Origin of the sequence: Aliivibrio sp. EL58, assembly GCF_900312675.1 — a bacterium.
Taxonomy (GTDB): domain Bacteria; phylum Pseudomonadota; class Gammaproteobacteria; order Enterobacterales; family Vibrionaceae; genus Aliivibrio.
This window is the reverse complement of the sequence record NZ_OMPC01000001.1, coordinates 688,619-714,474: the sequence shown is the minus strand read 5'-3', so window position 1 is coordinate 714,474 and position 25,856 is coordinate 688,619. Positions and strand designations below refer to the sequence as shown.

Sequence of the window (25,856 nt, the reverse complement as noted above, 5' to 3'; positions counted from 1 at the left end):
TGCGGCGTTTTAGTTTGATTTACTAGAGGGGAATTCTAGTATTTTTTTAGGATCTCAACGATGTCACTTTGGCTATCTGAATTGATGATTGCCTCGATATCTTCATCGTTTTGGAACAACTCAGATAACGCCATAATAGTATTGATATGGCTGTCTGAATCCATCGCGGCTAATGTCACTGAAAAGTACACATCGCCATTGTCTTCTGACTCTAGGTTCACACCATTCTTAAACACGGTGATTTGAAGCGCCGCTTCGTTTACCCCATCTTCAGGTCTTGCGTGTGGCATTGCAATTTTAGGAGCAAGCACATAGTAAGCACCAATTTCATTGTGTTTCTGTTTGATGGCTTCTAAATAACTTGGTTCAATCTTTCCGTTTTTTAGCAATACTGAACACGTTAGCGCTAACGCTGAATCGACACTTAAATTGCTTTCAGATGTGATAACGATACCGTCGTCACCAATTAATTCTAATAAACTCATGATACAAACCATCCAAGTAGTAGACCAACAACACCAAAGTCAAAATCAGAGAAGGTTGTTGCTTCTAATCCTAAACCACCAAGTACCGGAAGCAGTAACATTGGCAAGATAGAGATACAAATACCTTGTGTAAATGAACCTAAGATAGCACCACGTAAACCACCCGTTGCATTACCGTATACACCAGAAGCGCCGCCCACGAAGAAGTGAGGAACAACACCAGCAACAATAATCGTCCATCCCATCATGCCTTGTACACCCATCATTAATAGGCCAGCAGAGAATGAAGATAAGAAGCCAATTAATACCGCGTTAGGCGCAACAGGGAATACCATTGGGCAATCTAGCGCAGGTTTTGCACCTGGAACTAATGTGTCTGAAATGCCTTTAAACGCTGGAACAATCTCAGCAATCAACATTTTTACACCTTGAAGTACGATGTAAACACCGCCAGCAAAAGTAAGTGATTGCATAAAGGTGAATACCACCCAGTTTTGCCCACCAGATACACTCTCAACAAATTCACCACCAGCAAAGCTAGAAGCCAATAAGAAGAACAATGCCATAGTTGCAGCAACAGCCACTGGCGTATCACGTAAGAACATTAGGCTTTTTGGTACGTTAATGTCTTCTGTTGATTTTGATGTATCACCAAACTTGCTGCCAATATAGCCTGAAACCACATAAGATAACGTTGAGAAGTGACCCATTGCAAGTTGGTCTGTGCCCATTACTTTTTCAGTATATTTTTGAGCAATCGCTGGCATGATAACCATTAGCGAACCAACAATGATAGAGCCTACTGCAACTAACGTTGTACCTGTAATATCTGCTGTTGATAAAATTACCGCAACAAGCATCGACATAAACATGGTGTGGTGGCCCGTTAAAAATATATATTTTAAAGGAGTAATACGAGCCAGTACGATATTCACAATAAATGAGAAGAACATAATTAATGCCATTTCATAACCAAACGCTTCTTGTGCTAATGCCACAATCGCTTCGTTATTTGGAATAACACCACTTACACCAAAGGCTTCGGTAAATACCACTGAAAAGTTATTTAATGCGCCAACTAATGCACCAGCACCAAAACCTAGAATTAAGAATCCCATTACGGTTTTGATGGTACCTTTTAGAATCGTTGATATATCAGACTTTTGAGCAACAAGGCCAATAAAAGCAATAAGGCCCACCATGATTGCTGGCTCTTTTAATAAGCCGAGCATGAATTCAAAGAAATTTATCATAATAATAAGACCTTACATGAATGCTTTTAGTTGCTCTTCAATAGACACTTTGTCAAAAATATTTTTAAGACTAATGATATTCTGTTTGCCAGCTTCTTCTAATTGACTTGCTACATCCGTTGCTGCAACCCAGATATCAGCGTTGCTTGATGTTGCTGATGATAGATCTTCGTGATCAACTTCTGCTTCAAAACCTACTTTTTTAATTACATCTTTTACGGCCATTTCCATCATTAATGAAGTGCCTAAACCGTTACCACATACAACTAAGATCTTTTTCATTTTATATACTCTCTGTAGGATTAATTTGGAATGTAACATTCATTCCCTATTTATTATGTTGAGAATCTTAATGGGTAAATCGAAGATTTAAATAGATCTAAATCACAAAGCCAAAATGAGATTGTGATGCAGATCTACTTAATACGGTCTTATTAACAAAAAGCTTTGTTAATTTTTTCTGAGGAATTTGAAACTGTGATGGGTGTTGTATTTATAAATGGATGAGCTTTTTTAATTCGACCTGTAAAAATAATCAATAAGTATTAGTCTGTTATTTCCCGTAATCTGTCAGCATTTTTTTCAATAGATTATTTACGTCTTTGGTCTTTTTATTTCGTTTTGTTAGCGCGCTTAATGACATTGGCATTTTCGGCTCTTCTTTTTGTATTTCGCCTTCGCCTGCTTTGAGCTTCATTTTTTGTACGGCAGGTAATAGCATTCGTACTTCTTCACCTTTTTCATCGGTTAAGAGAACAATGTTTTCTGACTCCACTTGAACAATGGTTAATAAGCCATGTTTTACTGACTCTATTTTTTCCCCCACCATTATGGATTCAGGCGGCACTGAACGATCAGCCAATTGACCACTTCTTAATTTAGCAGCGCTAATCGCACGAACATTCCCTGTATTCTCAAACGCTACAATCACGGTATGCGTATTGTAGTATTCGATCACGGTAACATAGCCGTGCTTTTTGGTTTTAAACCTTGCGCCATTTTGCATATCTAGCGGCGCGTCCATCTTCTTTGCTAACATCTGTCCTTCCTATCTCACACACCTTAACAAATCAAAGCACACTCTTTTGCACCTAGATCGGCTTAGCCCACCGAGAGTATATACATATAAAACATCAAGATAAATCTATCATTTAGGTTACAACTCACGCTTATATATAAAGCATAATCTAAAATATTGTATTTATCCTACTCTTAGGAATGGTTCTTATTTTGCAGGAAAATCGCTCTTCTAGTGTTAATTTCATTAATTAGGGGGCGATATCCATGACAGGACAAGACTGTGTACAGAACATTTGTCACATAACAATAACCCTGTTTTGTTTATGGTCACATTACAGAATCGAACTCTTAGCCCCCATTAACAGTTAACTATATAGTTACACAATTCTAAATAATTATTATAAATAGCCCTATGTTCTCAACAATTACCTCTAAACTTCTCATTACTTTACTAAGTGTTTTTACTTGCGTGCTCGTGGTATCGACAACTTATCAGTATTTCCAGCAGAAAAACCTCATTAATGTCATGCTAAGTGAACAACTTCATGACAAAGCAAGTAACTATTTTGATAGTTTAAATATGATGATGCTAACAGGGACTATGTCTCAAAAAGAAACCTTACGACAAAAATCACTGGCTCAAGATGGGATCGAACAAGTTCGTGTTCTACGTTCAGAATCAGTAAGTAAACTTTATGGACCTGGAAACAAAAACCAAATCCCTGTTGATGACATTGATCGTAGAGCGCTTGCTGGAGAAACGGTTATAGAAGCATTTAGTGCCGATTGGGGTCGAGGTTTAGTTGTCGCTTTACCAATGAAATCAAGTAAAGATTACCGTGGAACCAATTGTGTAGCGTGCCACATGACTCCTGAAGGTGAAGTTTTGGGCGCTATTCGATTAGAATATAACCTTAGCAACGTAAATAAACTTATCAGCAAACAGACTTTTTTAGCGATTGTAATTATGGCTAGTATTTCTTTTGGTGGTTTTATGATCACGATGTGGTTAATACGAAAAATAGTTATCCGCCCAATTCAACAAACCTCTGCTTACATGGCAACAGTGAGTGAAAATAAAAACCTCTCTTTACGATTAGATAACAAACAAAATGATGAGGTAGGTACGTTAGCACAGGCAATCAACTCTTTTATGGATACCGTCTCTGATAGCTTAATTAGAGTCCAAGAAACATCTCATTCTCTCTCTGGCTCTGCTTCTCAATTAACAAATGTCGCTCAAATTACAAATAAAGCCGCCAGCAATCAGCAGTGTGAAACCGCTGAGGTTCAGAACAATATTGAAAGTATGCAAAGCGAACAAATGAATGTTGAACAAGCAACATTGAATACATCAGCATTAATAAATCATACAACAGAAGTTGCTCAAGCCAGTGCTGAACAGGCACACCTAGCTAGTCAGGATATCAATATTCTGGTGGGTGATATTGAATCAGTAAAAGACAAGATCTCAGAGCTTAATCAACGTACTGGCCAAGTGTCTTCTATTCTAGAGGTCATTAATGGCATTGCTGAACAAACTAATTTACTCGCCCTTAATGCCGCAATTGAAGCTGCACGAGCAGGTGACCAAGGACGAGGATTTGCCGTTGTTGCTGATGAAGTCAGACTCTTATCTTCTCGTACCGCAGAAGCTACCGGTAATATACGAACTATTATTTCAGATCTACAAAAAGGCAGTGAGTCTTCTCTGCAATCTGTTGATACTGTCTGCGCCCTTGCTCATCAACGATCATCTGAAATTGAAGAATTATCACTGACGATTAATACGATGGTAAGTGAAATGCAACAAGTGCTACAGCATGCAACTCAAATACAGCAACAGACTCAAACGACGACTCGCTTAACTCAAGATGTGCAGACAAAAGTAGAGATCATTACCCAACACGCCAACGACACCTCACACTCTGCGGAGCAAACCAGAGATATCAGTGTCGGGCTAGAACAATTGGCAGATAGGTTGGAAGTATTACTTAATCAGTTCACTTTATCTAACAAGCGATAGCTAATTACATCATTATGGAACTTTTCTTCCATAGTTATTGGGTAATTACGCTATTTCTCTCTTAGCGAGTTTTGTTTATCTTACACCCATCAACAGCGCGTAGGTCGGATGTTCCCTCTTACGCTTTTGTTCACCGAATTTAGGAAGTAGATATGACTCACCCAATTATTGCCGATTTAAACACTCGTTACACAGCAAAAAAATACGATGCAACTAAACGTATCTCTGCAGAAGATATGGATGTGATTAAAGAGGCAATCCGCCTGTCTGCTTCTTCAATTAACTCACAACCATGGAAATTCATTGTTCTTGAAAGTGATGTAGCAAAAGAGCGTTTCCACGGTACGTTTGCGAATATGTTCCAGTTTAACCAGCCGCATGCAAAAGAAGCGTCGCATACAATTTTGTTTGCACACAACCCGAAATTTGATAAAGACCAATACCGTAAAGTGGTTGATGCTGAAGTAAGTTCTGGGCACCTTCCTGCTGAGCGTTACAACGACATGCTTGATGGTGCTTACGGTTTTGTTGAGTTGAATACTGATGAAAATGGCTTTAATGGCAACTGGACTAAAGCACAATCTTACATCGCTTTAGGTAACACGCTGCACACACTTGCACGTATGGGTATTGCTTCTACTTCTATGGAAGGCGTTGATGCTCAACTAATTGGCGAAGAGTTTAAAGACGAACTTGATGGCTATGTGTGTGATTTTGCTCTTGCTCTGGGTTACCACAAAGAAGTTGAAGATTATAACCACGGTCTTCCAAAAGCACGTCTAGCTATGGAAGATGTGATTACGGTTCTTTAAGAATAGATAGTTACAGAAATGAATATTACGTTAACCCTGCTCTTTTGAGTGGGGTTATTTTTATTTATGGATTTGGTACATGGTTTCAAAATTTGGGATATGTTGCTCCCAACGAGGTGACTCTCCAATATACTCTTTCACTGCCGCAATAAACTCTCTCACTAACGCGGTCTGTTTTCTGTGTGGATATAAGGCATAAACCGCAAGCCCTTTATTACAAATAGCATAATTCGTTAATAACGGTTTTAGTTTCATCTCTTCAATTGAACAAGCTAAATTGGAAGAGGCGATAACGGCATAACCTAAACCATCTTTTACACCTTCCAATAAAGTTCTTACGTCATTCACCTTGTAGTTCCCCTTCATCTTGTAGTTTTTAAACTGCTTTGAATCTGGTGTTTCACTAAACCTAACAGTATCCACTGTTAGCGTACCATTGCTATAGATAACAGAAGGCAAACTGACCAATTCTTCTGGGGTGCTAGGCTCCCCATATTGCTCAATGAATTCATGAGAGGCTAAAACAACCGCACGAATATCCGCTATTTTTTTGGCAATCAAACTTGAATCATCTAAACGACCTAAGCGAAAAGCGACATCGAAGTGATCGGTTATAATGTCAGAGCGTTTGTCGTCCATTAGCAGCACAATCTCTACATCTGGGTACGATTTCATGAATTTACTGATCACAGGTTGCAGATATTGCTGTCCAATATGCACTGGTGCTGTTATTCGAATACGACCTTTTGGCTCTGCATGATAAGAATCAGCAATAGTTTGTACATGGCCGATGGTGTTAACCAGTTGATGAGCTTGCTCTAAGATCTCTTCACCGGCAGGAGTTAAAGAAAAGGAACGAGTCGAGCGATTGAGTAGTTGCACTCCAAGCTCTGTCTCTAATTTTTTTATCTGCTTAGAAAGCGTTGAATTGTCCATATCATGCAGCGCAGCGGCTTTGGTAAACGAGCCTTGTTGTACAACATCAATAAAGAGTGAAAGCTGATTAACCAGAGACATGACGGATCCTTTGTTTAAATAGAGAGGCGTTAACTAATGACATTATAAATCATTAACTAAAGCCTATCATCTTTGTCTAAATATAAAGTGCTATCAACGCATCAATGGATAAGTAAAAAACACTAGATGTAAAAAGTTAAACAAAAAGTGGAAACCGACCGCGACCCATAAACGATTGCTGTAATGAAACGCTAAACCATATCCAACGCCTGCTAAGGTAGCAAAAGCAACGAGCAACCAGCCACCGCCAATATGCGCTAAGCCAAACAATACACTTGCTACTGCTATCCCTAAAACCCAGCCAAAACGTTTCCCTAATTCTTGTTGAATAAAACCACGGAAAAAAGCCTCTTCTGCAACACAAGTCAGTAATAAATTATTTAAAGCAAATACCCACCACCAACTTGGAATTGTAAACTCTGGCTTTAATGCCCCTAATCCCCACGCAAGAGGCAGTAAAGCAAATAAGGGAACAGCAATAAGCATTAATGCTTGTTTGTTGAAGGTGTCTTTTTTACCTAATAAAGCAGGGTAAGCCAGTAACAATCCAAAAAATATCAGCGGCTTATCTAAGTTCAAATACATCGTAAACGGAATACTTAATGGTCCAGAAACGACAGAATCTAAAACTTTAGCATTATTAAAACCGGGGATAAAATGTAGGAACAACGCAATCGACCAAATAAAAATAAAAGCATAAGCGCCATACTGCCACTTACGCTCTAAATTTGGTGCTTTATAAGCAATGACTAAGCCGACCATCACCCCAGCTAGTCCTGTAAAATTTAATCTCTGCTCTATAATTGCACCGATTAAACTTATTCCAAGTAAAATAAAACTCGCTTTCATTTGTTGGACAAAAGCCAGAACAATAGCTAAAGCAAGTGATATCCAAATCCACATCGAAAAATCAAAGACCAAAATAATACCTACAAAACAACAATAAAAATTGATGGAAATAATACAGGGTAATAGATTTTATAGAAAGACAAATGAATATCATTATCATCAATATATTTGGCTATTAGTATACATTTACGGATATATTTTTCTTTATTTTACTGTTACTTACCAAGGATCTTTTGATAAATGCGTTCTGCTAATTGATGACTGGCAATATTACGATCTACCGTTGTTGTGGCTAACTTCCCTTTCTCTACAACACTAATCCAATCTTGGATCATATGGTCAAATCCTTTACTGGTTAGCATTGGCGTCCAATCTTTAAGAGAAAGCTTTTGCTCTGTACTGTTATGCCAGATTTTCCCTTCAACAAAAGAGTTAAATTCAACGGCTTGATTTACATAACTTGCCGATACTCGCTCTGTTGTGATGCCAAAATGACGATCCATTGAAGCATGCAATAAAGTCTCACCAACTTGCCATTGCACATCTAATCTTGCTAGTTGATTGCCTTGCATTTGATGTGTGATATACAAATCATCAATCGTCGCCTGAGCATTTAAGTTGATACTGTCTAATGGATGGATAAAATCATCAAAAATAAAAGTGCGAAGATCACCCGGCAAAGCATGACGGTGTTTCTCCCAGCGCAGTGAGCGTAGCTGACCTACTTCTCCGTTTGCCAACTCTGGTAAATGTTGATTATAGAGCGGGATGTGGCGACGATTAAAACCAACATAGAGTGGCTGATTATGCTTGGCAGCAACAGTGTAAAGTTGCTCAACCTCTTCTGCTGAATCCGCTAACGGTTTATCTACAAAGGTAGGTACTCCATTTTTAAGAAAGAAGGAGGCGATGTCAAAATGCACGCGAGTAGCCGCATGGATCATTACCGCATCAACGCCCAAAGTTAATAGCTCTTGGTAATCTTCACAATATTGATCCACACGATATTTCTGTGCCAATTGTTTAAGTACCTCTGGATTGCGAGTACAAAAAACCGGCTGAACATTCTCAAGCTGTGTGATGATAGGCAGGTACGCTTTTTGAGCAATATCACCCAAGCCAATGATTCCAATTTTCATGATGATCCTTGTTTAAATACGATAGGTATACTGCAACGCTATCACAACTTTATAAGACTGCCATCAAGAATTAAATAGAAAAGCTAGCGGTAATGATTAACAAAAATCATAATCACCAAAGTTCCGGTTTATTAAACGCAGGAACACATGAAGAGTCACCATCAATCCCGATCAGCTCTTGACCACTTAGAGATTGTGCTAACCAGCCATGAGGGTAACTAAGGGTAAGCGGTGCTTTAAATTGCGCTTCTGTTACTGGTTGGAAAGCCACTTTTGAATAAAAGCTAGGATCACCATAAGTAAACGCCAATTCCACACCCTCTTTTTTCATTGCTTGAAGGCCAAAATTAATCATCTCCTGACCAACGCCTTTACCTTGATAATCAGTATGTACAGCTACTGGCGCAAGTAAGAAGACACTGATAGCCACTTCAAAAGTCAGTCTGGTGAATAAAATACTGCCTATTACTTTCTCGTTTTCTGTTGCTACAAATACATATAAGTCTTCAGCTTTAGTGGTTCCAATAAGATCTTCTACTAACTGACCAATTAACTGCCCCTCTTGCTCTCCTTCTGAGTCAGAAAAAGTTTTGGTAAATAGTGCGTTAATCTCGTTTGTTTGTGTTGCTGTATATAAAGAATATTTCATTGTCTTATCCTATCTTTGAATTTTTTAATATAAACATTTGGTAATCATACTCACCGGCTCTTTGATGAAAAATTGCGATTTCGCGCTTGATATCAGCCAACACAGAAGATCCGTATAATTCTTCTTTTAGCTCGTTTAATCTTGCTTCTAATGGGCGGTAATAGGCTTGCCAAGCTTCTTCGCTGAGTGAGAAAGTATCAATCAATTCATAACCCGCGGCTTCTGCCTGCTTAATGCGAGCAGCCGTAGTTGTCATGTCTGGATATTCTTTTTGCCAAAAATCGACGCTCTCTTGCTTTGGCTTATCAACGCTCCATACGGCGTCACTTAATACAAGGACACCATCTTCTTTCAATAACGGTTTCCACGCTTTTAATGCCGCTTCAACTCCCATGATATAAGCACTGCCCTCTGACCAAATAAGATCAAAACTTGCAGCTTCACAAGGTAGGCTTGTCATGTTGGCGCAAAGGGTTGAGATCCTATTATCGAAGCCTTTTGCTTTCATTTTTTGCATTAACGCGTCTAGGGCAAACTCTTCATTATCTACCGCTGTGATTGTCGCTTGAGTATTCTCCGCTAATATCTGAGTCGCGATACCTTGCCCACAACCAATTTCCAGTATGGTATCAATTTGGTTCGGTACTATATTTAATGCTTTCAACCTGTCAGCTTTACTGCCTGGCCCCCACGTTTCTAACGCTTCAAATACCAAGTTAAAATCTTGCATATAACGATCATGTTCATTCATGTCTTTTGATAACCACTTTAATCTCATGGCTTGTTTTTCATCAAACCCTTGTTTTATTAGCCATTCTAAATGTGCTGAAGGCGCTTGTTGTTCAATGGTTTGATGCCACTCTCTCATTGAGTTCATACCAAGCATTGAGGATAGAAGCTCTCTCGCTTTTTGTTTCTTTGCGATTTCATCATCTAATACATCTAGCCTATGCAGCAGCTTCTCTCTGTCTATTTTGGCCTCTAAGCAAGCCTGACACTCTTTTAATGATAAGCCTCCTGCTTGCAGTTGTTGCAATAACACTAGACGCTGAAGATCGTTTTCTGAATAGCTGCGATAACCATTGGCTTGTCGTTTTGCTGAAATCAGGCCTAACTTCTCGTAATACAACAAGGTTGAACGACTTAATCCCACGTGCTGTGCTAACTCAGAAATACGATACATACACTCTTTCCTCTTGGTTGATAACAAACACTATAAACTATGAAGCTTTAGACAGGTCAAGCGTTCACTCTTTTTAATACAAAAATAGATCCATTTATGCTTCAATCTCTTCATGCTTTTAAATCAGAGACAATCATGACTATTGAAAAATTTGAATCCATTTATCAACGAGCGGCACAGCGTAAAGGTGGGGAAGCGCAACTAGAGCTGATGCTACATAAGCCATTATCACCAGAAGAATTAGCCGCGATCCCTGATGATCGTTGGTTAGCAGTATTTACAGAAAAGGTTTTTCAGTGTGGTATTTCATGGAATGTAGTTCGTAAAAAGTGGCCTGAGTTTGAAGAGGTTTTCTTTCAATTTCGCATTCAACCGTTGCTACTCCAACCCGATGAAACATGGGAGGAGAAAGCTAAAGATCCGCGTATTATCCGCCATCTAACTAAGGTAATGACGATCCCTGCTAATGCCATGATGATTAATATGGCAAGCTTAAGGTATGGATCATTTGGCAAGATGGTAGCAAATTGGCCTGAGGACGATATTACGGGGTTATGGGCATATCTTAAAAAACACGGAAAACGCTTAGGTGGAAATACTGGTGCTTATGCATTACGCCAAATGGGTGTCGATACCTTCATTTTATCTTCCGATGTAGAGTGGTATTTACGTCATTGCGATATTATTGATAGTGGCCGAGATACGAAGCGAGCACTTCAAGCAGCAACTCAAGCATTTAACCAATGGAAAACTGAGTCAGGGCGATCTTTGTCTGAAATTAGCCAAATAATTGCTTATAGCTGTGGGGATAATCGAGTCGTGTAATTTTCTTCATTCTAAGGGGGAGCATTCTAATATCCCCCCAATTTTGACTCTTATTTTGTTTTGAAAATTAAATTTATCCATATGATATATGTAAGGTTATCATTTTATTTATTATTCAGGCCAAAAAACTCTATCCATTAATTTCCTTTACCACCCTAACACATCAAAAAATCCGATGATTTGCAATGCTATATTCACACTATTGATAATTTACAAAATAGTAGGTATGGTCGCAAAGTAATCGAAATTATGGACAGCCAATTAAATGAAAATTAAACATATACTTTACTCTTTATGCCTAGTCGGTGTTCTAGGTATGACCTTTACCCTTGGGTATGCTTACAAAATCAGCCAAGATTCAAACCAACTAAACCAAGCCCGTTTAGATTTAGCAGAATTAGAAATTAATTTGCTTAATATGCGTCGTAATGAAAAAGACTTTATGGCGAGAATGGATTTAAAATACCTTACGAAGTTTGATAAAAATGCTCAAAAATTCATGGATAAGAGCCAAGAGATATCTCAAATATTTGATGATTTTGATATTAAACTTGAGCGCAATGATCTAATAAAGAAAGAATTAGAAGAATACCAAGTCACGTTTAAAAACCTTATTAGTGCCTATCAAGTATTAGGACTAACTCAGCAAGGTGGATTGCTTGCCAATTATCATAAAAATCGAAAAATATTATTCTCTAAAGCGTTTCGCCAGCAAAACATCAGTTTATTAGAAGGGATTCTACGCTTTGATGAAAGTGTAGCTAACGGTAACCTTATTACGCTAAATAATTATACTGGCGAGCTATTTTCCTTAGCTTCTCAGGCCAATGCGGTAATTCAGCAAAAAATCAAATTAGGCTTAAAATACGATCAAGGCTTGAAAGGCGAAACTCGTGTAGAGTCTTCTGAAGTTGAAAGTAATTTCTCTCTGTTAGCTCAAGAGCTAAACGAAAAAGTGGATGAACATATTGCCTATTTAAATTGGAAAAAATACCTTGTCTCTGGCTTTTTAATCCTCTCATTAATTGCCCTGTCTATTACACTCTCATTAATGATTGTTCGCCGTATTTCAAACCAAGCTAATGTCATTAAAGAAATCACTGATACCAATAATATTTCATTACGTGCTCAAAATATGGGCAATGATGAGATCAGTAAAATAGGGTTAAGTTTTAATCAATTACTAGATAACATTCAGTCTCTGGTTGGTGATACACAACAAAAATCAATTCATTTAGCAGGCAGTGCGTCTGAAATGAGAGAGCAATTAGAAGGTGTGTTACGCGATTTTGATCAGCAGTCACAACATACAATGATGATGGCAACGGCAGTCAATGAAATGAGTCTAACCGTCGCTGAAATTGCGAACAATACTGAGGCTGCAGCAAGTAATGCCACTCAATCACATCAACACGCTACAGAAGGCCAAGAGACCTTACATGCGGCATCTCAGGAGATCTCTCAGTTATCAAGTACTCTGCTCTTAAGCCAAACAGACATTTCGCATTTAAGCGGTTTAGTTGGTCAAGTAGGTAGTGTGGTTGAGATGATTCAAAGTATTGCTGAACAAACTAATCTTCTAGCGCTTAATGCCGCAATTGAAGCCGCTCGTGCTGGTGAACAAGGTCGAGGATTTGCCGTCGTTGCTGACGAAGTTCGCTCTTTAGCCACAAGAACACAATCATCGACTGAAGAGATACGAACGATCATTGAATCCATTCAAACTCAAACGGATAAAGTGGTTACGAATATTGAGAAATGCAGTGACCAAGGTGAAAGTTCGGTTGAAAAAGCCAGCAGTGCAGAAGCGATATTAAATAAAATCATCGTGGATATGTCGACCATTTCTGACTCATCAATTCAGATAGCTTCAGCCATTGAAGAGCAGAACACAACAACCAACGAAGTAAGCCAAACTATTACAGAGCTTAATGACTTAACTGACAGCAACATTAATTCAGCACAAGCATGCTTAACAGAGCTGCAACAGGTAGCAGAACAAGCTGAAGAGATGAAGGTGCAAGTTTCACAATTTAAGACAAGTTAGAAACTAGCCTTAAACTAAAAAAGACAGCCATATGAAAATATCGCTGTCTTTTATTTTACTCTTTTTTATTGAACTCGATCAAAATACTGACACCGAGAACTGCAATCACAATGGTTATTGCATAACTCATCCAAATGACTAATTCTGTCAGTGGACTTAACCCTTCCGATATAAACATTACTCCTCCTTGAGCAAACTTTTGTTTCGGTAACTTATTCTACCTCTATTCGTTACATTCAAAATGTGACACTCGCCAAAAACATGACTAAATATCGAGGTTTAAAAGACTATTTATCAAAACATTGTTACTGTTATTTCTAACAGTTACATAAAAACATTAGTTAACTCTAAATGAACCTCATGAGCTCAAATATTGGTTTGCCAAAAAGAAAATAGATTCCATAATTAATAAAAGAAAGAATATTAAGTGAGGATATATGGATAAGATGATTTGCCCATGTTGTCGCCAGCATCAAGAGTGGTTTTATAGCGAAACCAGCTGTATTTGGTATTGTATTTGTGGTCATGTTATTTTTATAGCATAAGTCCAAAAAACCAGAAATAAACAAGAAAAATCAAGATTATCTGACTACCATTACATTTTACCTTCTTACTTTTTAGGAGCCTGAATGAAATGGATTTCACTGCCTGGTTTACTTTTAATTTTCTTTACAACTAATGCATATTCAAACTCTGTCGAAGTCGTTTTTTTAGGCTACAGTAACCATTATGTGGACCGAGATTATGATTATAATGAAAGCCACCAGTTAATTGGATTAAGCATTAATAATGGCTTTAGTGTTGCGCACTTTGTTAACTCTTACCATAACAAATCTACGTTAGTGGGTTGGAAGTTTCTAATGGAGGATAGCGTAAAAATATACGATCTATCCGTTCATTTAGGTGCTGTCGCTGGCGTAGTTACTGGTTATGAAAAAGACCAAATAATCACTTACATTAATGACGACATTAGTCTTTATTTAATACCCCAACTGATCTTTACTTACCCTATTACCGACACAATCGCCTTTTCTGTTGTTAATGGCATTGTGCCGGATTCCAAAGGTGTTATTTTCATGCACCATCTTCAGCTATCTTTTAACGATTTATTTTAGCTTTTTAGCCTCAACAAAGGCCACTAATAGCTTATCAAAATCTAATCGATGGATGCATTTTCCTATGGTTCCTTTGTTCCCATTGGCTTTCTCTAACTCTAATGTGTATCCCTTACGAGAAAGGTAACCTAACACACTAAAAAAGATGAAAACTAATGAAGTAACGGCTTCAACTAAATAATCAGATAACTCATTCCCACTTAACGCATCGAGGATTGGCAATATTAAAAACCAGCCAATGGTATAGAACATGATCACACTGAATATGCCTAGTCCCATTCCATACTTAATACGCTCTTTTCTCCCCCACTGAATTATATTAAGACTTAAAATATGTTCTAATTTTTCCTTGTGGCCTTGATAGGTAAAACTGCTTTCGGTGAGCTGATATTTCTTCGAATCAAATAATACCTTGTCCATGCTTTTTCCTTTTCATGCACTGTTATTGTTACGATAAGTTATTTAACTTTCTTAGAAAAAATCATTTTATAGATCGATTGTAGAAAGACGACAAAGCCATAACTAACATTTGCTTTACCATATTCATCAACCGCATAAATGAAATTTGATTTAAATTTTTCAACAGCGTCTTCAGGAGTATCTGCATAGATGACATCATCCTCTACTTCAAAACCTTGATCTAAAATCGCAGATTTCTCTTGTAAGAACGAGCTTGATGCCATATCAAGAAAGGTGTATTGCTTACGATTGCTATTGGGAATGCAAAAGAATTGGTATTTAGCCATAGTTAGTTTCCTCTATTAAATAAAACGTCTCAAAAATGATTTAAAATTGGATGCGATATTTTATTATTTAGAGTTAACCGTTTTTTATAAAACCTATGAATGAATCTATTTATTCACAACAAAACAATCAATAGATAGTTCAGCAAAAATAGACCTATATCTCACTATACTCAATTAATGTATACAAAAATGCCTCCATTGAAGATTATTAACAAATAACATAATTAATAAGTTCAACAGAGGCATAGGTACTATTTTTATTACCGTTTAATATTTAAATAAGTGTACTTGATTATTCAACTGCGTTGCGATCTCACGCAACTCTTCAGATAGCTGCTGTGAATTGCTTGCTTCGTTTGACATTTGATCGGATACATCACTTGCTGATTGAATGTTTTGGCTTACTTCGTCCGTCACGGTTCTTTGCTCCGCTGCCGCATTTGAGATCTGCATTGCCATGTCTGAGATTTGTTGAATAGAAAACGAGATTTCTTCTAATGCAGTCGTAGCATTATTTGCATCATCGACACTTGATTGAGCAAACTTCTTACTCTCGTCCATACTATGAACTGCGCTATTGGTATTGCGCTGCAATGTTTCAATCATCTGGCGAATTTCATCTGTTGAACTGTGAGTTCGCTGTGAAAGCACACGCACTTCATCAGCCACAACCGCAAAACCTCGACCTTGATCACCTGCGCGAGCTGCCTCTATCGCCGCATTTAGCGCTAATAGATTCGTTTGTTCAGCAATATCACGGATGGTTGAAAGTATGGTGTTAATCTGTTGAGCATTGCTTTCAAGCTCTTGAATTATCCCAGACGCGTTATCAACTTGGTTTGCTAGATTCGTAATTGATTCTTGGTTGCGAATAATGACTTGCTTGCCTTGCTCGCAGCTTTCTGTTGAGTTAATTGCTGATTCTGCGGTTAGCTGAGCGTTATTAGCCACTTCTTGAGCCGTCGCGGACATTTCATGTACTGCCGCTGCAATTTGAGTGATTTCATTCACTTGAATCGCTAAACCATCACTGGTTTTACATGCCACCTGCGTACTTACTTTTGATTGGGAGTTAAGCTCTGATGATGATGTTGCGATATCTTTAATGATGGTGTGCAACTTCTCAATAAAGGCATTTACATGAGCAGCTAAATGACCAATTTCATCTTTTGAATCAACTTCAATGCGCTGAGTTAAGTCACCTTCTCCTTTAGAAAGATCTTCCATCGCTTTGCTTAATATATTCAATGGCGCCAGTGCTTTCTTGATTAAAAACATAGCTAAAGCGGCAATAATCACCAGCTGTAAAACAACCATAAATGCAGAATCACGGATCACGCTGCGAACCGAGGCGAATGCAAGATCTTTATCAACAACAGCAATAAAGTACCAACCAGAAGTCGTCTCTTTAGCTGCTGTGATGAATGCCTCTTTGCCATTAACGATGCCTTCTGATTGAGAATGATTACGAGCCAACTTCTCAATATTATTCATCGTAAATCCACTGCCTAAAACTGTCGCGGATTTTTGCAGCATACTGCGGTCATCGTGAGCAACAAATTTACCATCACTATCCACAAGATAAGCAGTTACACCATCTTGATTAATCGACAAAACATCATCAACAATAGCTTGAATGCTAATGTCTGCGCCAATAACCCCTGTGTATCCATTAGTATTGAATGAATCAGCAATAGTAATCACTAACTTACCTGTACCCACATCAATATAAGGGCTCGTAACAATGGCATTGGTTGAGTTTTTCGCTTGGTTGTACCAATCTCTAGTTCGTGGGTCATAACCATTAGGTACCGGTATATTTTTACTTTGATAAAACTCACCCGTTGAAAGGCCTGCATAAGTAATATCAAATCGGCCTGAATGTTCCGATTGAGAAAAATAACTGATTGGCTCTGCTGAATAGTTAAAGGCTTGTTCTGTTGCTTGTAAGATCTGAATTTTACCGTCAATCCATTTCTCGATACCAAGTACACTCGATTTGGTAATTGCTGCGGAGAACTGGTTAACAGAACGATACGTTTCTTCCATTAACTGCTTACCCGTCATGTATGTTTGTATTGAAGCCATGATTAATATAACTGCGACAAACATGATAGTCAGTTTGTTCTTTATTGAAATATTCATTTTTATGTTAACCCGTTTATAAAATTCCGCACATGCTAATAATAATAGTATCAACAGCAAGATATAACAGAATATCATACCACTTAAGTTGAAGGTTTTGGAATGGCATTTTCTATATTGTGTTTACTATTCCATGAAAATAAATTCAACCTCTCATTATTACAATGGTTAATACTGATAAATTTAAGATTTTATAAATACAGAGCACCGAAGAAAAAGACTTTATCTGTTTATGGATGAAATTTTTTATCCATCAGTCAAATGGATTGCATAACTCAAGTAATGGTTAATAAAAGAAAGCCACAGATAAGTGGCGACCGGACATGAGAACAGCCTACTTTTCTAACTCTCTTAAACAGTTAAGTATCAATAAGTATTTTGTGCATTCACTCTAATATATAGAAAAATAAGCCTATGGTTCGCTCTTATCCGAGAGTGAACTCACATTTTTTTTCTCATCTCAAACATACACTCCCTCCTTACTTACGGTCTCTATATCAACGGCATCAGAAGGATTTTTTATGTCGCAGGTTTCTCTTAATGGTGATTGGACACTGACCTCTCCGACACACCCAACTATCTGTATTCCCATGACTATTCCAGGGGATAATTATCAAGCTCTCTATCATGCGAATATTATTACTGATCCCTACCAAGGAGTGAACGAGAAAGACGTTCAATGGGTAAGAGAATGCGATTGGCATTTATCTCATACTTTTTATTTGTCGCAACAAGAACTCAATGCCTCTTCATTGCTATTAAATCTAAGTCGCTTAGATACCCTTGCCGATGTATTCATTAATGGTGAACTGGTGTTACACAGTACCAATATGTTTCAGTTACATCACATCAATATCAAACCGTTTGTTGAACTGGGCGACAATATCATCTCTGTGCATTTTTCTAGAGTTGATAAAGAAGGAGAGCAACGAGCCGAAACCTTACCGATGCCTATTCCATGGGCGGTAGGTAATAACAAAGTGCCGCACATGAATCTGATCCGTAAAACACAATGCCATTCAGGATGGGATTGGGGGATCTGTTTATTAGTCTCTGGTATTTATGATCCTGTTTATATTGATGTAATTGAACACATCACTTTATTGTCTGCCCAAACAGAGCAGATTTGGCATCAAAATAGGGTTGAAGTTAATGTCACGATTAACCATGATCCTATTGCTGATCATGAAATAACGGTGACGTTTGGCGATCAAATTCAGATGACTACCACCAGTAAAACGGGGATGACGACGGTTAGTTTTCATATTACAGAGCCTGAACTTTGGTGGCCTTCAGGCTATGGTGAACAGCCTTTATATTCTTTGCATGTTGATCTTAATAACCAGACTATTTCTAAAAAAATCGGTCTTAGAGAGCTAGTACTTAACAACAAGCCTGACCAAATTGGTTCAGCAATGGAGTTTGTCATTAATGGCTTTCCTATCAATTCAAAAGGGGCAAATTGGATCCCGATGGATGCCATGCCAAGCCGAGAATCAAAAGTGCGTTATCGTGAATTATTAGGCAGTGCGAAAGACGCTAATATGAACATGATCAGAGTATGGGGCGGCGGGCAATATGAGTCCGATATGTTCTATGACATCTGTGATGAGCTAGGGTTAATGGTTTGGCAAGACATGATGTTTGCCTGCTCACTCTACCCTTCTACTGATGCCTTTATAGATGAAGTTGAGCCTGAAATTCGCCAACAGATCCAACGGTTGAAAGATCACCCATCTATTGTAATTTGGTGTGGTGATAACGAAGTCATTGGTGCCATTGGTTGGTATGATGAATCTAAAAACAACAAGACGACCTACACGGTTAATTACGATCGTTTAAACCGAAATATTGCTAAATGGGTTGCAGAGGAAGACCCAAACCGTCGTTTTTGGACGAGCTCACCTTGTAATGGCGATATGGATTTTGGTGATGCGTGGCATAACGACAATCGTGGTGATATGCATTTTTGGGATGTTTGGCACTCAGGTAAATCATTCGATGCCTATCTCGATATTAAGCCTCGTTTTTGCTCTGAATTTGGCTTTCAATCTTGGCCCTCTTTTGCCGAGGTGAAAACCTTTGTCCCTGAAGAAGATTGGAACGTCACCTCTCCAACCTTTGAAGCACATCAAAAAAATGGCCGCGGAAACAGCATCATCACTGAGATGTTTACTCGCTATTTCCGTTTCCCATCTAGCTTTGAAAACATGCTGTATTTAAGCCAAGTGCAGCAAGCTATTGCGATTAAAACAGGGTGTGACTATTGGCGAGCAATTAGCCCAATTTGCCGTGGCATGTTGTATTGGCAGTTAAATGATAACTGGCCTGTCAGTTCATGGTCGAGCATTGAATACAGTGGTCGATGGAAGCAACTTCACTACCATGCTAAACGATTTTTTGCACCGACATACCTTCCTTTTGAGATCTCAAATAATGAGGTTCGTATTAGAGCGGTAAATGACTGTCGTAATGAAAATCATATTGATGGTACGGTTTATTGGATGGACTTTAATGGAGAGATCTTAAAACAATGGTCAATTAATTACTCGATTGAGCCTGATGGTAATGATGTTATTTGGTCATTAAGCCATGAGAAATACCACGATTGTGCTAATAACAGCTTCTTCTTTGTTGACGCATTCGTTAACGGAAAACAGCTCCAAAATACGTGGTTTGCAAATCAACGATTAAAACAGCTCACTCTAAAAAAAGCGAATATTGAGGTGGTTCAAGAAGGCGCGAGCATTACGTTACGAACCGATAATCCTGCTTTTTTTGTGCATTTAGAACACGATGGAAAGGGCAGATTTAGTGACTCAAGCTTTACATTGTTACCTGAAAATCCAGTCACCATAACCTACATTGGAGATGATCTCGAAACGCTCACGAACACGTTGCGAGTCTATGATTTATCTAACAGTTATTAGTTCTTATACCAATGTAATTAATTAGCTGTTCTATATATTAAGCCGAAAAATAAAAGCCAATGACTCTCACCATTGGCTTTTTTCTATCACTCATTTTGTACTAAAAAATTAAACCATCCCTTTTACTTTATCGATGATTAACTCTCTAAACCAACGATGGGAGTGGTCAAAATCGAAATGCTTATGCCACATCAATACATAACATCCGGGCTCCATTTTTAATGGTGCTTTGAGTTTTTTAAGTGGTGATCCCTTGAGCATCGTATCGACGTACTTTGCCGGAGCACATAAAATTAAATCACTGTTTTCACATAACTCCATTGCTGAATGGAAGTCAGTTAAGTTAACCGCGATGTCTCGTTTTAGGTGCTGTAAATTAAGAATATCATCCAATAACCACTGCTCAATACCACCAAAAACCACTTGTAAATGACGATATTTTAAAAAGGTATCTAGATTCCATTCCTCTTGAAACAATGGATGATCTTCACGGACTAAACACACCGCGTGATCTTGGATCAACTCAACGTAGTTCAACTCCGAGGGAATGTTCTCAATGTGCCATTTTGAGCGAGGATCCCACTCCCAACAACTGATCGCCAAATCAATTTCACAACGTAATAATTGCTCTAAACTATCACGACGCCAAGTTTTAGCGTGCACATTAACTTGAGGTGCTTGCTTTAATAAATCGGGCATAAAGTAGGGGTAAGTCAACGAATACGCAGGCTCTACCATATGAATATCAAAGGTTCGTTTACTTTTATCTGGCTCAAAGTCATTTGGTCGCGTAAATAACTCTAATCGTTGTAATACTTGACGCAGCTCTGGTGCTAACTGTTTTGCTCTTGGTGTGGCTCGTAATCCATAAGGTGTTCGCTCAAACAAGGGATCATCAAATACTTCTCGTAACTTTGCCAATTGCTTACTGACTGCCGATTGGCTTAAATGTAATCTTGATGCGGCTGCAGTTACGCTCTGCTCTTCTAGCAATACTTCTAATGTATTCAATAAATTATAATCAAACTGCAACACGGGTTACTCCACTAATTTTTACAAACCAGAATAAGCTGGCTTGGTTATCATCTCTTTTATTGTAATCCCTATTGTTATCTCAAGGTCATTTTACTTCTTTTGTAATCTAAACATCTCTTTTGAGGTATAACGATGAATACCCATAAGATCTTGATTTTCGAATGCTAAATCAAGCATGCATTGCGCCACGACTTCTCCCTCAATAGGCTTATAATTTAATAAAAAGCCTTTCATTAAAGGATTTAAAACAGTCATAACCCCTTGTAGGAATGTCTCATCTTTTCGAACTTCTGTTCTGTCTCCTGCCAGTGGTCCTGGTTGCATAAACGTGACACTTTTAAAACCAACTTGAGTCACCTTATCTTCCATCTCACCTTTGCATTTTAAATAGTGCGATAACGCTGATGATGAAGCGCCAATGCAAGAGACAATATAAACATGCTCGACACCAACCTCATGCATAGATTGCGCGACGTCCACTACCAGAGAGGCATCTACCGCTTTTAATGCTGCTTTGCTGCCTGCTTTTTTAATCGTAGTTCCTAGAGTAATAAAACCAATGCTAGGTTTATTATCGGCCAGTGCCATTTTATCTATGGATAAGTCAGGAGTGACTAACTGAGTCAACTTAGTACAAGCTTCTTCAATAGGTCGACGACTTAGGCTATACACACATTCTACGTCTTCACTTTTTAACGCAAAATTCAATAAATGATGGCCAATTAACCCTGTTGAACCAGCAATAATGATCGATATTGAATCTGACATAATGTACTCCTGAGTATTCACTTTCATCACTGTAATTTTAGCTTAATAATGTCATTGAAAACACAGGTTCACCATTCTTTATATCGATGACAACTAATTACTGATGCTATTGCCATATCTCATGATCAAATCAACCACGCTATTTACCCCTAATTTTTTCATTAAATTAGATCGATGAACTTCAATCGTTCGCAAAGAAACACACATAGAATCAGACATTTGTTGATTTTTAAAACCTTTTACAATCAGTTGTAGAACTTCTTGCTCTCTAGAGGTTAAATTTTGATATGCTCGTTTAACATCCAAATCCTTACACTGCCTATCTGATAACTGTAACCCCTTCTTTATGGCTGCACAAAGGTCTTCACCTTCGACTGGCTTTTGAAAAAAATCAACGGCACCACATTTTAGAGCTTCAACTGCCATGGGAATATCGCCATGGCCCGTTAAAAAAATCACACTTAATGGGCTTTTTTCATTATTCAATAAGCTATGTACGTCTTGCCCTCTAAGTTCTGGCATTCGACTGTCTAAAATTGCACATCCCGGTAAAGTGATATCAACCTTATCTAAAAATTGTTGGCCACTAGAAAATTCAGAAACGGTAAAACCATACCCTTCAAGCATAAAAACCAGAGATTCTCGTACTGAATTTTCATCATCAACGACATAAACATTATAAGCGCTTAGCTCTGTGTATCCCTTATCTAACAATTGTCATCCCTTCTGATATGGTAAAACTACCACCACACGGCAGCCTCTTGGTTGTACTGAGTGATACTCTATGGTGCCATTGTGGTTTTCGATAACCTCTCGACAAATAGCTAATCCTAAGCCCAATCCATTGTTTTTTGTTGTATAAAATGCCTGATCCAACGGTATTTTATTGTTTTCAATTCCAACTCCATTATCGGTCACAGAAATCTGAACCCGGTCTTCTTGATAGATTATTTCAATCGTAACCAATAATGCTTGTTGCAAGTCATTCACCATGACACAGGCATCTTTCGCATTATTTAATACGTTAAGCAGCAACTGTTGAAAACCAGTAAAGTCCGCTAAAACCATACTCGGCTCACCATAACTATTGATTTCTAATTCAATATTATTTCGTTGAAAATCATGCTCTAACAATCGATAGGTGTCATTCACTAACGTACCTAACCAGAAGCGTTTTTTTTCTGTCGGTTTCTTATGGATCAAATCTCGAAGACGTTGAATAATGTCACTTGCCACATTAACTTGTTGTTGAATTTTTTCCATCACAGGCAGTAACTCTTCAGGTTTACTTCCCCTTTCAACTCGCAATTTAACGCCTTGGCTGTAATTTTTTATTGCTGACAATGGTTGATTGATTTCATGAGCAAGACTACTGCCTAATTCTCCCACTATCATGATACGTTGAGCATGCTCTAGCAGAGTGCTTTTTTGACGTAAATCTTCTAATGTTTTCCGCAATGCTTTCTTACTGCGCTTAAAACGCCATTCCAGTAATAAATGGTAAATATTTAAACCAAATAAGCCAATTATCATCATCAAGGCTAGATAAGGATTTCGATGTAACCAATCTTCCATTTGCTGCGTCCATGGTGTTTGTAAAGGATGCATATCTAGATGTTGGTAAGCCTTATCAACATTCAAACTGCTTTCTGGCAATGTCCAACCAACATTACTCGCAGCTTTAGCTGCCTCTGCATTCGCAGGCATTGCTAATAAAGCTTGGGTAACTTGCTTACCTATCTCATTGGTAGCTCTACTTGTCTTTGCAAAAGTCCAATTCGGATATAATGGCGTGCTCACTGCACACGTAAATCCATCATGTTGTTGTTCACCTAAAACTCTAAATTGAGAGCGCTCAACAAAACCTTCTTCGACCATTTCTTCTAGTGTACAAGCGGGGGCAATCGCTACGTCTAGCTCCTTTTTCTCAATCGCTCGAATCAAGTTATCCGTTGGTGGTCCTGGAAATTGAATGCGATCATAAAAAGCAGTATTAAAATAGCCACGTTTATCCATCTCAAAATGGAAAGCAATAAAACCGCCAAAGGCCTTTTCAGAAACCGCCGCTACTCTCGCATATTCGATATCTTGTAAAGAATGATAGGGAGAATCAGCCCGAACAATCACCGCCGATGCAATGGCTTTACTCAATGCGACTTCATGCTGTTTTTTCTGTGTGGCTAACCAGTGAATCGGAAGCTGTCTTGCAAAAGTGGTGGCTTGCCCCGGACTCGTTAATAAAAAATCAAGCTCTCCAGATTTGAATGCATTCTCCAAGCCATCAAAATTATAAGAATGTAATACAAACTTTGAGTTTGGTATTTGCGATTCCAACCAATTCATTGTTGGCTCCCAAGCAATATTACAATGATAGTGGCCTCTTAACGCCAAAACGCCCACGTCATATTGCTTCACTTTTATTTCATTGGCATAACACAACGATGGACAAATAAGCAGCAAGAATGCACTGCAAAACAGACAGAAAGCCGATAATTTTGGGGAATGGTTATCAAACAATGAAAATAGCCTTAAACATCATATTTTATATGTGCAGTTATCATCGATTTTCACAATATTTTTATTGTTTTAGATCAAGTCCTTATCAATATTGTGGTTTACCACAATAGTTGTGAATTACTGAATAACTCAAAATCACCCTACTACCTTGGGGGTAAGTGAGTGATTATGATTTGTCACCACGATCTAACACCAACAATTATAAAAAAGTTAGTTATCACACTCTCCAGTATTGGTTCAAAAAATGCTAACCGCCTTGCTTTTGCGAGGCTTAAAAACTTTAACTTACTGGAAATAGACAATGAAAAAATCAACCCTTGCTCTTGGCATTCTTGCCGCTGCTGTCGCCATAGGATATCCAACCTATAACGCTATGTTCTCTGCTCCTTCGTTTGAAATCAGTGACGAGAAACTCAATGCGAAATTCTCTCATTACTCCCAACCAGAACACTTCATTTGTGCTCAAGACCTTAAGAAATTGATGGATAGTAATGAGGATGTCGTGGTTATTGGCGCTCTTAACCCAATGAAACCTGATGCACCTATCGAAGGATCTTTTACTATGTGGCGTGATGGCTACTCAGCAAAAGAAGGCGCGTATGAATTTGATGGCATGAGTAACACCACGGAAGAAATGGAGAAAATCCTAAGTACTTACGGCGCAACTTCTGACTCAACCATCGTTGTTTATGCAGCAACATCACACCACGATGCTGCGCGTTTATTTTGGCAAATTGAAGCGCTAGGCCATAAAGACATTCGTTATTTAGATGGCGGATTAAACGCCTGGGTTGGCGCAGATTTACCAACAGGCAATGCAAACCCTTCACAAGAAGAGTCTGATTATCAAGCAGCAGAACCAACTCATGAGCACACAGCTCTTGCTACATTGGATATGGTCATTCAAGCACAGAATAATGATGAATGGGTAATCATAGATACTCGTGGTAATGACGAATTTAACGGTACTACGACAGTTGGTGGTGCATTTGGCCCGGGGACAATCCCAAACAGTGTTCACATTAACTGGACCAAGGCAGTAAATGAAGACACTACCTTAAAATCAGTAGAAGAATTACAAGCACTATACGGTGATGTAATTAAAGGCAAAAAAGTCATTGCCTACTGCCAATCAGGCGTTCGCTCTGCACACACCACCATGATTTTACAAAACGTTCTGGGTGCAGACGAAGTTTACAACTACGACGGCTCATGGATTGAGTACAGCCACGCTCACTATGAAGAAAAACAGCCGAACGTTACCGTTATCAACGGCCAACAAAGCTAATTCAATC

At 38.4% G+C, this 25,856-nt stretch carries 24 protein-coding genes; 7 read left to right on the top strand and 17 right to left on the bottom strand.

What is annotated here, in order from left to right; genetic code table 11:
• Window positions 1-35 precede the first annotated feature (35 nt).
• The 4 genes from ED622_RS03035 to ED622_RS03020 all read right to left on the bottom strand — a co-directional run bounded on the left by ED622_RS03035 (window position 36) and on the right by ED622_RS03020 (window position 2,762).
• Entirely contained in the window at window positions 36-485 is a 450-nt protein-coding gene (locus tag ED622_RS03035) for a PTS sugar transporter subunit IIA (RefSeq protein ID WP_162922434.1), read from the bottom strand.
• On the bottom strand, window positions 482-1,738 hold the full coding sequence (locus tag ED622_RS03030; RefSeq protein WP_122032480.1) for a PTS ascorbate transporter subunit IIC: 1,257 nt from the start codon (window positions 1,736-1,738) through the stop codon (window positions 482-484). The genes ED622_RS03035 and ED622_RS03030 overlap by 4 nt, the downstream gene beginning before the upstream one ends.
• A 12-nt stretch (window positions 1,739-1,750) precedes the next feature.
• Window positions 1,751-2,020: a PTS sugar transporter subunit IIB gene (locus ED622_RS03025; protein WP_122032479.1), complete on the bottom strand. Its 270-nt coding sequence runs from the start codon at window positions 2,018-2,020 to the stop codon at window positions 1,751-1,753.
• 271 nt (window positions 2,021-2,291) lie between these two features.
• A complete protein-coding gene (locus ED622_RS03020) occupies window positions 2,292-2,762 on the bottom strand; it encodes a hypothetical protein (RefSeq protein ID WP_174213426.1) in 471 nt (156 codons plus the stop codon).
• Window positions 2,763-3,170: 408 nt separating this feature from the next.
• Between ED622_RS03020 and ED622_RS03015 the strand changes: the two genes are divergently transcribed.
• Together ED622_RS03015 and ED622_RS03010 are read left to right on the top strand one after the other, a co-directional pair.
• Window positions 3,171-4,784 carry a methyl-accepting chemotaxis protein gene (locus ED622_RS03015; RefSeq protein ID WP_122032477.1) on the top strand — a complete coding sequence of 538 codons (1,614 nt, stop codon included), beginning with the start codon at window positions 3,171-3,173 and terminating at the stop codon, window positions 4,782-4,784.
• Between the two features lie 152 nt (window positions 4,785-4,936).
• Entirely contained in the window at window positions 4,937-5,596 is a 660-nt protein-coding gene (locus ED622_RS03010) for a nitroreductase family protein (protein ID WP_122032476.1), read from the top strand.
• A 60-nt stretch (window positions 5,597-5,656) separates the two neighbouring features.
• Here ED622_RS03010 and ED622_RS03005 read toward each other — a convergent pair whose 3' ends face one another.
• The 5 genes from ED622_RS03005 to ED622_RS02985 all read right to left on the bottom strand — a co-directional run bounded on the left by ED622_RS03005 (window position 5,657) and on the right by ED622_RS02985 (window position 10,433).
• Window positions 5,657-6,613: a LysR family transcriptional regulator gene (locus tag ED622_RS03005; protein ID WP_122032475.1), complete on the bottom strand. Its 957-nt coding sequence runs from the start codon at window positions 6,611-6,613 to the stop codon at window positions 5,657-5,659.
• Window positions 6,614-6,706: 93 nt separating this feature from the next.
• The gene (locus ED622_RS03000) at window positions 6,707-7,534 is read right to left on the bottom strand and encodes a CPBP family intramembrane glutamic endopeptidase (protein ID WP_122032474.1); all 828 of its coding nucleotides are present in this window, start codon (window positions 7,532-7,534) and stop codon (window positions 6,707-6,709) included.
• A 143-nt stretch (window positions 7,535-7,677) separates the two neighbouring features.
• A complete protein-coding gene (locus ED622_RS02995) occupies window positions 7,678-8,601 on the bottom strand; it encodes a Gfo/Idh/MocA family protein (RefSeq protein ID WP_122032473.1) in 924 nt (307 codons plus the stop codon).
• 112 nt (window positions 8,602-8,713) lie between these two features.
• On the bottom strand, window positions 8,714-9,250 hold the full coding sequence (locus ED622_RS02990; protein WP_122032472.1) for a GNAT family N-acetyltransferase: 537 nt from the start codon (window positions 9,248-9,250) through the stop codon (window positions 8,714-8,716).
• A gap of 4 nt (window positions 9,251-9,254) precedes the next feature.
• Window positions 9,255-10,433, bottom strand: a complete 1,179-nt coding sequence (locus tag ED622_RS02985; protein ID WP_122032471.1) for a MerR family transcriptional regulator — start codon at window positions 10,431-10,433, stop codon at window positions 9,255-9,257.
• A 135-nt stretch (window positions 10,434-10,568) separates the two neighbouring features.
• On the opposite strand from ED622_RS02985, the gene ED622_RS02980 reads away from it, so the two are divergent.
• Window positions 10,569-11,258 (top strand): DNA-3-methyladenine glycosylase I, encoded by a 690-nt coding sequence (locus ED622_RS02980; protein ID WP_122032833.1) that lies wholly within the window; start codon window positions 10,569-10,571, stop codon window positions 11,256-11,258.
• 265 nt (window positions 11,259-11,523) lie between these two features.
• The gene (locus tag ED622_RS02975) at window positions 11,524-13,305 is read left to right on the top strand and encodes a methyl-accepting chemotaxis protein (protein WP_122032470.1); all 1,782 of its coding nucleotides are present in this window, start codon (window positions 11,524-11,526) and stop codon (window positions 13,303-13,305) included.
• 55 nt (window positions 13,306-13,360) lie between these two features.
• On the opposite strand, the gene ED622_RS20075 is transcribed toward ED622_RS02975, so the two are convergent.
• On the bottom strand, window positions 13,361-13,483 hold the full coding sequence (locus ED622_RS20075) for a hypothetical protein (protein ID WP_256372588.1): 123 nt from the start codon (window positions 13,481-13,483) through the stop codon (window positions 13,361-13,363).
• A gap of 451 nt (window positions 13,484-13,934) precedes the next feature.
• On the opposite strand from ED622_RS20075, the gene ED622_RS02970 reads away from it, so the two are divergent.
• Window positions 13,935-14,420, top strand: coding sequence for a hypothetical protein (locus ED622_RS02970; RefSeq protein ID WP_122032469.1), 486 nt, complete (start codon window positions 13,935-13,937; stop codon window positions 14,418-14,420).
• Here the strand turns inward: ED622_RS02970 and ED622_RS02965 are convergent.
• The 3 genes from ED622_RS02965 to ED622_RS02955 form a co-directional block, all read right to left on the bottom strand.
• On the bottom strand, window positions 14,412-14,840 hold the full coding sequence (locus ED622_RS02965) for a hypothetical protein (RefSeq protein WP_122032468.1): 429 nt from the start codon (window positions 14,838-14,840) through the stop codon (window positions 14,412-14,414). The genes ED622_RS02970 and ED622_RS02965 overlap by 9 nt on opposite strands.
• Before the next feature lie 38 nt (window positions 14,841-14,878).
• Entirely contained in the window at window positions 14,879-15,166 is a 288-nt protein-coding gene (locus ED622_RS02960; protein WP_122032467.1) for a hypothetical protein, read from the bottom strand.
• A gap of 267 nt (window positions 15,167-15,433) precedes the next feature.
• On the bottom strand, window positions 15,434-17,311 hold the full coding sequence (locus ED622_RS02955; protein ID WP_162922433.1) for a methyl-accepting chemotaxis protein: 1,878 nt from the start codon (window positions 17,309-17,311) through the stop codon (window positions 15,434-15,436).
• 521 nt (window positions 17,312-17,832) lie between these two features.
• On the opposite strand from ED622_RS02955, the gene ED622_RS02950 reads away from it, so the two are divergent.
• Window positions 17,833-20,241 (top strand): glycoside hydrolase family 2 protein, encoded by a 2,409-nt coding sequence (locus tag ED622_RS02950; RefSeq protein ID WP_122032466.1) that lies wholly within the window; start codon window positions 17,833-17,835, stop codon window positions 20,239-20,241.
• A 108-nt stretch (window positions 20,242-20,349) separates the two neighbouring features.
• Here the strand turns inward: ED622_RS02950 and ED622_RS02945 are convergent, their stop codons facing one another.
• The 4 genes from ED622_RS02945 to ED622_RS02930 all read right to left on the bottom strand — a co-directional run bounded on the left by ED622_RS02945 (window position 20,350) and on the right by ED622_RS02930 (window position 24,459).
• Window positions 20,350-21,276 carry a LysR family transcriptional regulator gene (locus ED622_RS02945; protein ID WP_122032465.1) on the bottom strand — a complete coding sequence of 309 codons (927 nt, stop codon included), beginning with the start codon at window positions 21,274-21,276 and terminating at the stop codon, window positions 20,350-20,352.
• Window positions 21,277-21,366: 90 nt separating this feature from the next.
• Window positions 21,367-22,044, bottom strand: a complete 678-nt coding sequence (locus tag ED622_RS02940) for an NAD-dependent epimerase/dehydratase family protein (RefSeq protein WP_122032464.1) — start codon at window positions 22,042-22,044, stop codon at window positions 21,367-21,369.
• 93 nt (window positions 22,045-22,137) lie between these two features.
• Window positions 22,138-22,758 carry a response regulator transcription factor gene (locus ED622_RS02935; RefSeq protein WP_256372587.1) on the bottom strand — a complete coding sequence of 207 codons (621 nt, stop codon included), beginning with the start codon at window positions 22,756-22,758 and terminating at the stop codon, window positions 22,138-22,140.
• Between the two features lie 3 nt (window positions 22,759-22,761).
• Window positions 22,762-24,459, bottom strand: coding sequence for a sensor histidine kinase (locus ED622_RS02930; protein WP_122032463.1), 1,698 nt, complete (start codon window positions 24,457-24,459; stop codon window positions 22,762-22,764).
• Window positions 24,460-24,862: 403 nt separating this feature from the next.
• On the opposite strand from ED622_RS02930, the gene ED622_RS02925 reads away from it, so the two are divergent.
• The gene (locus ED622_RS02925; RefSeq protein ID WP_122032462.1) at window positions 24,863-25,849 is read left to right on the top strand and encodes a sulfurtransferase; all 987 of its coding nucleotides are present in this window, start codon (window positions 24,863-24,865) and stop codon (window positions 25,847-25,849) included.
• The last annotated feature ends 7 nt before the right edge of the window (window positions 25,850-25,856 follow it).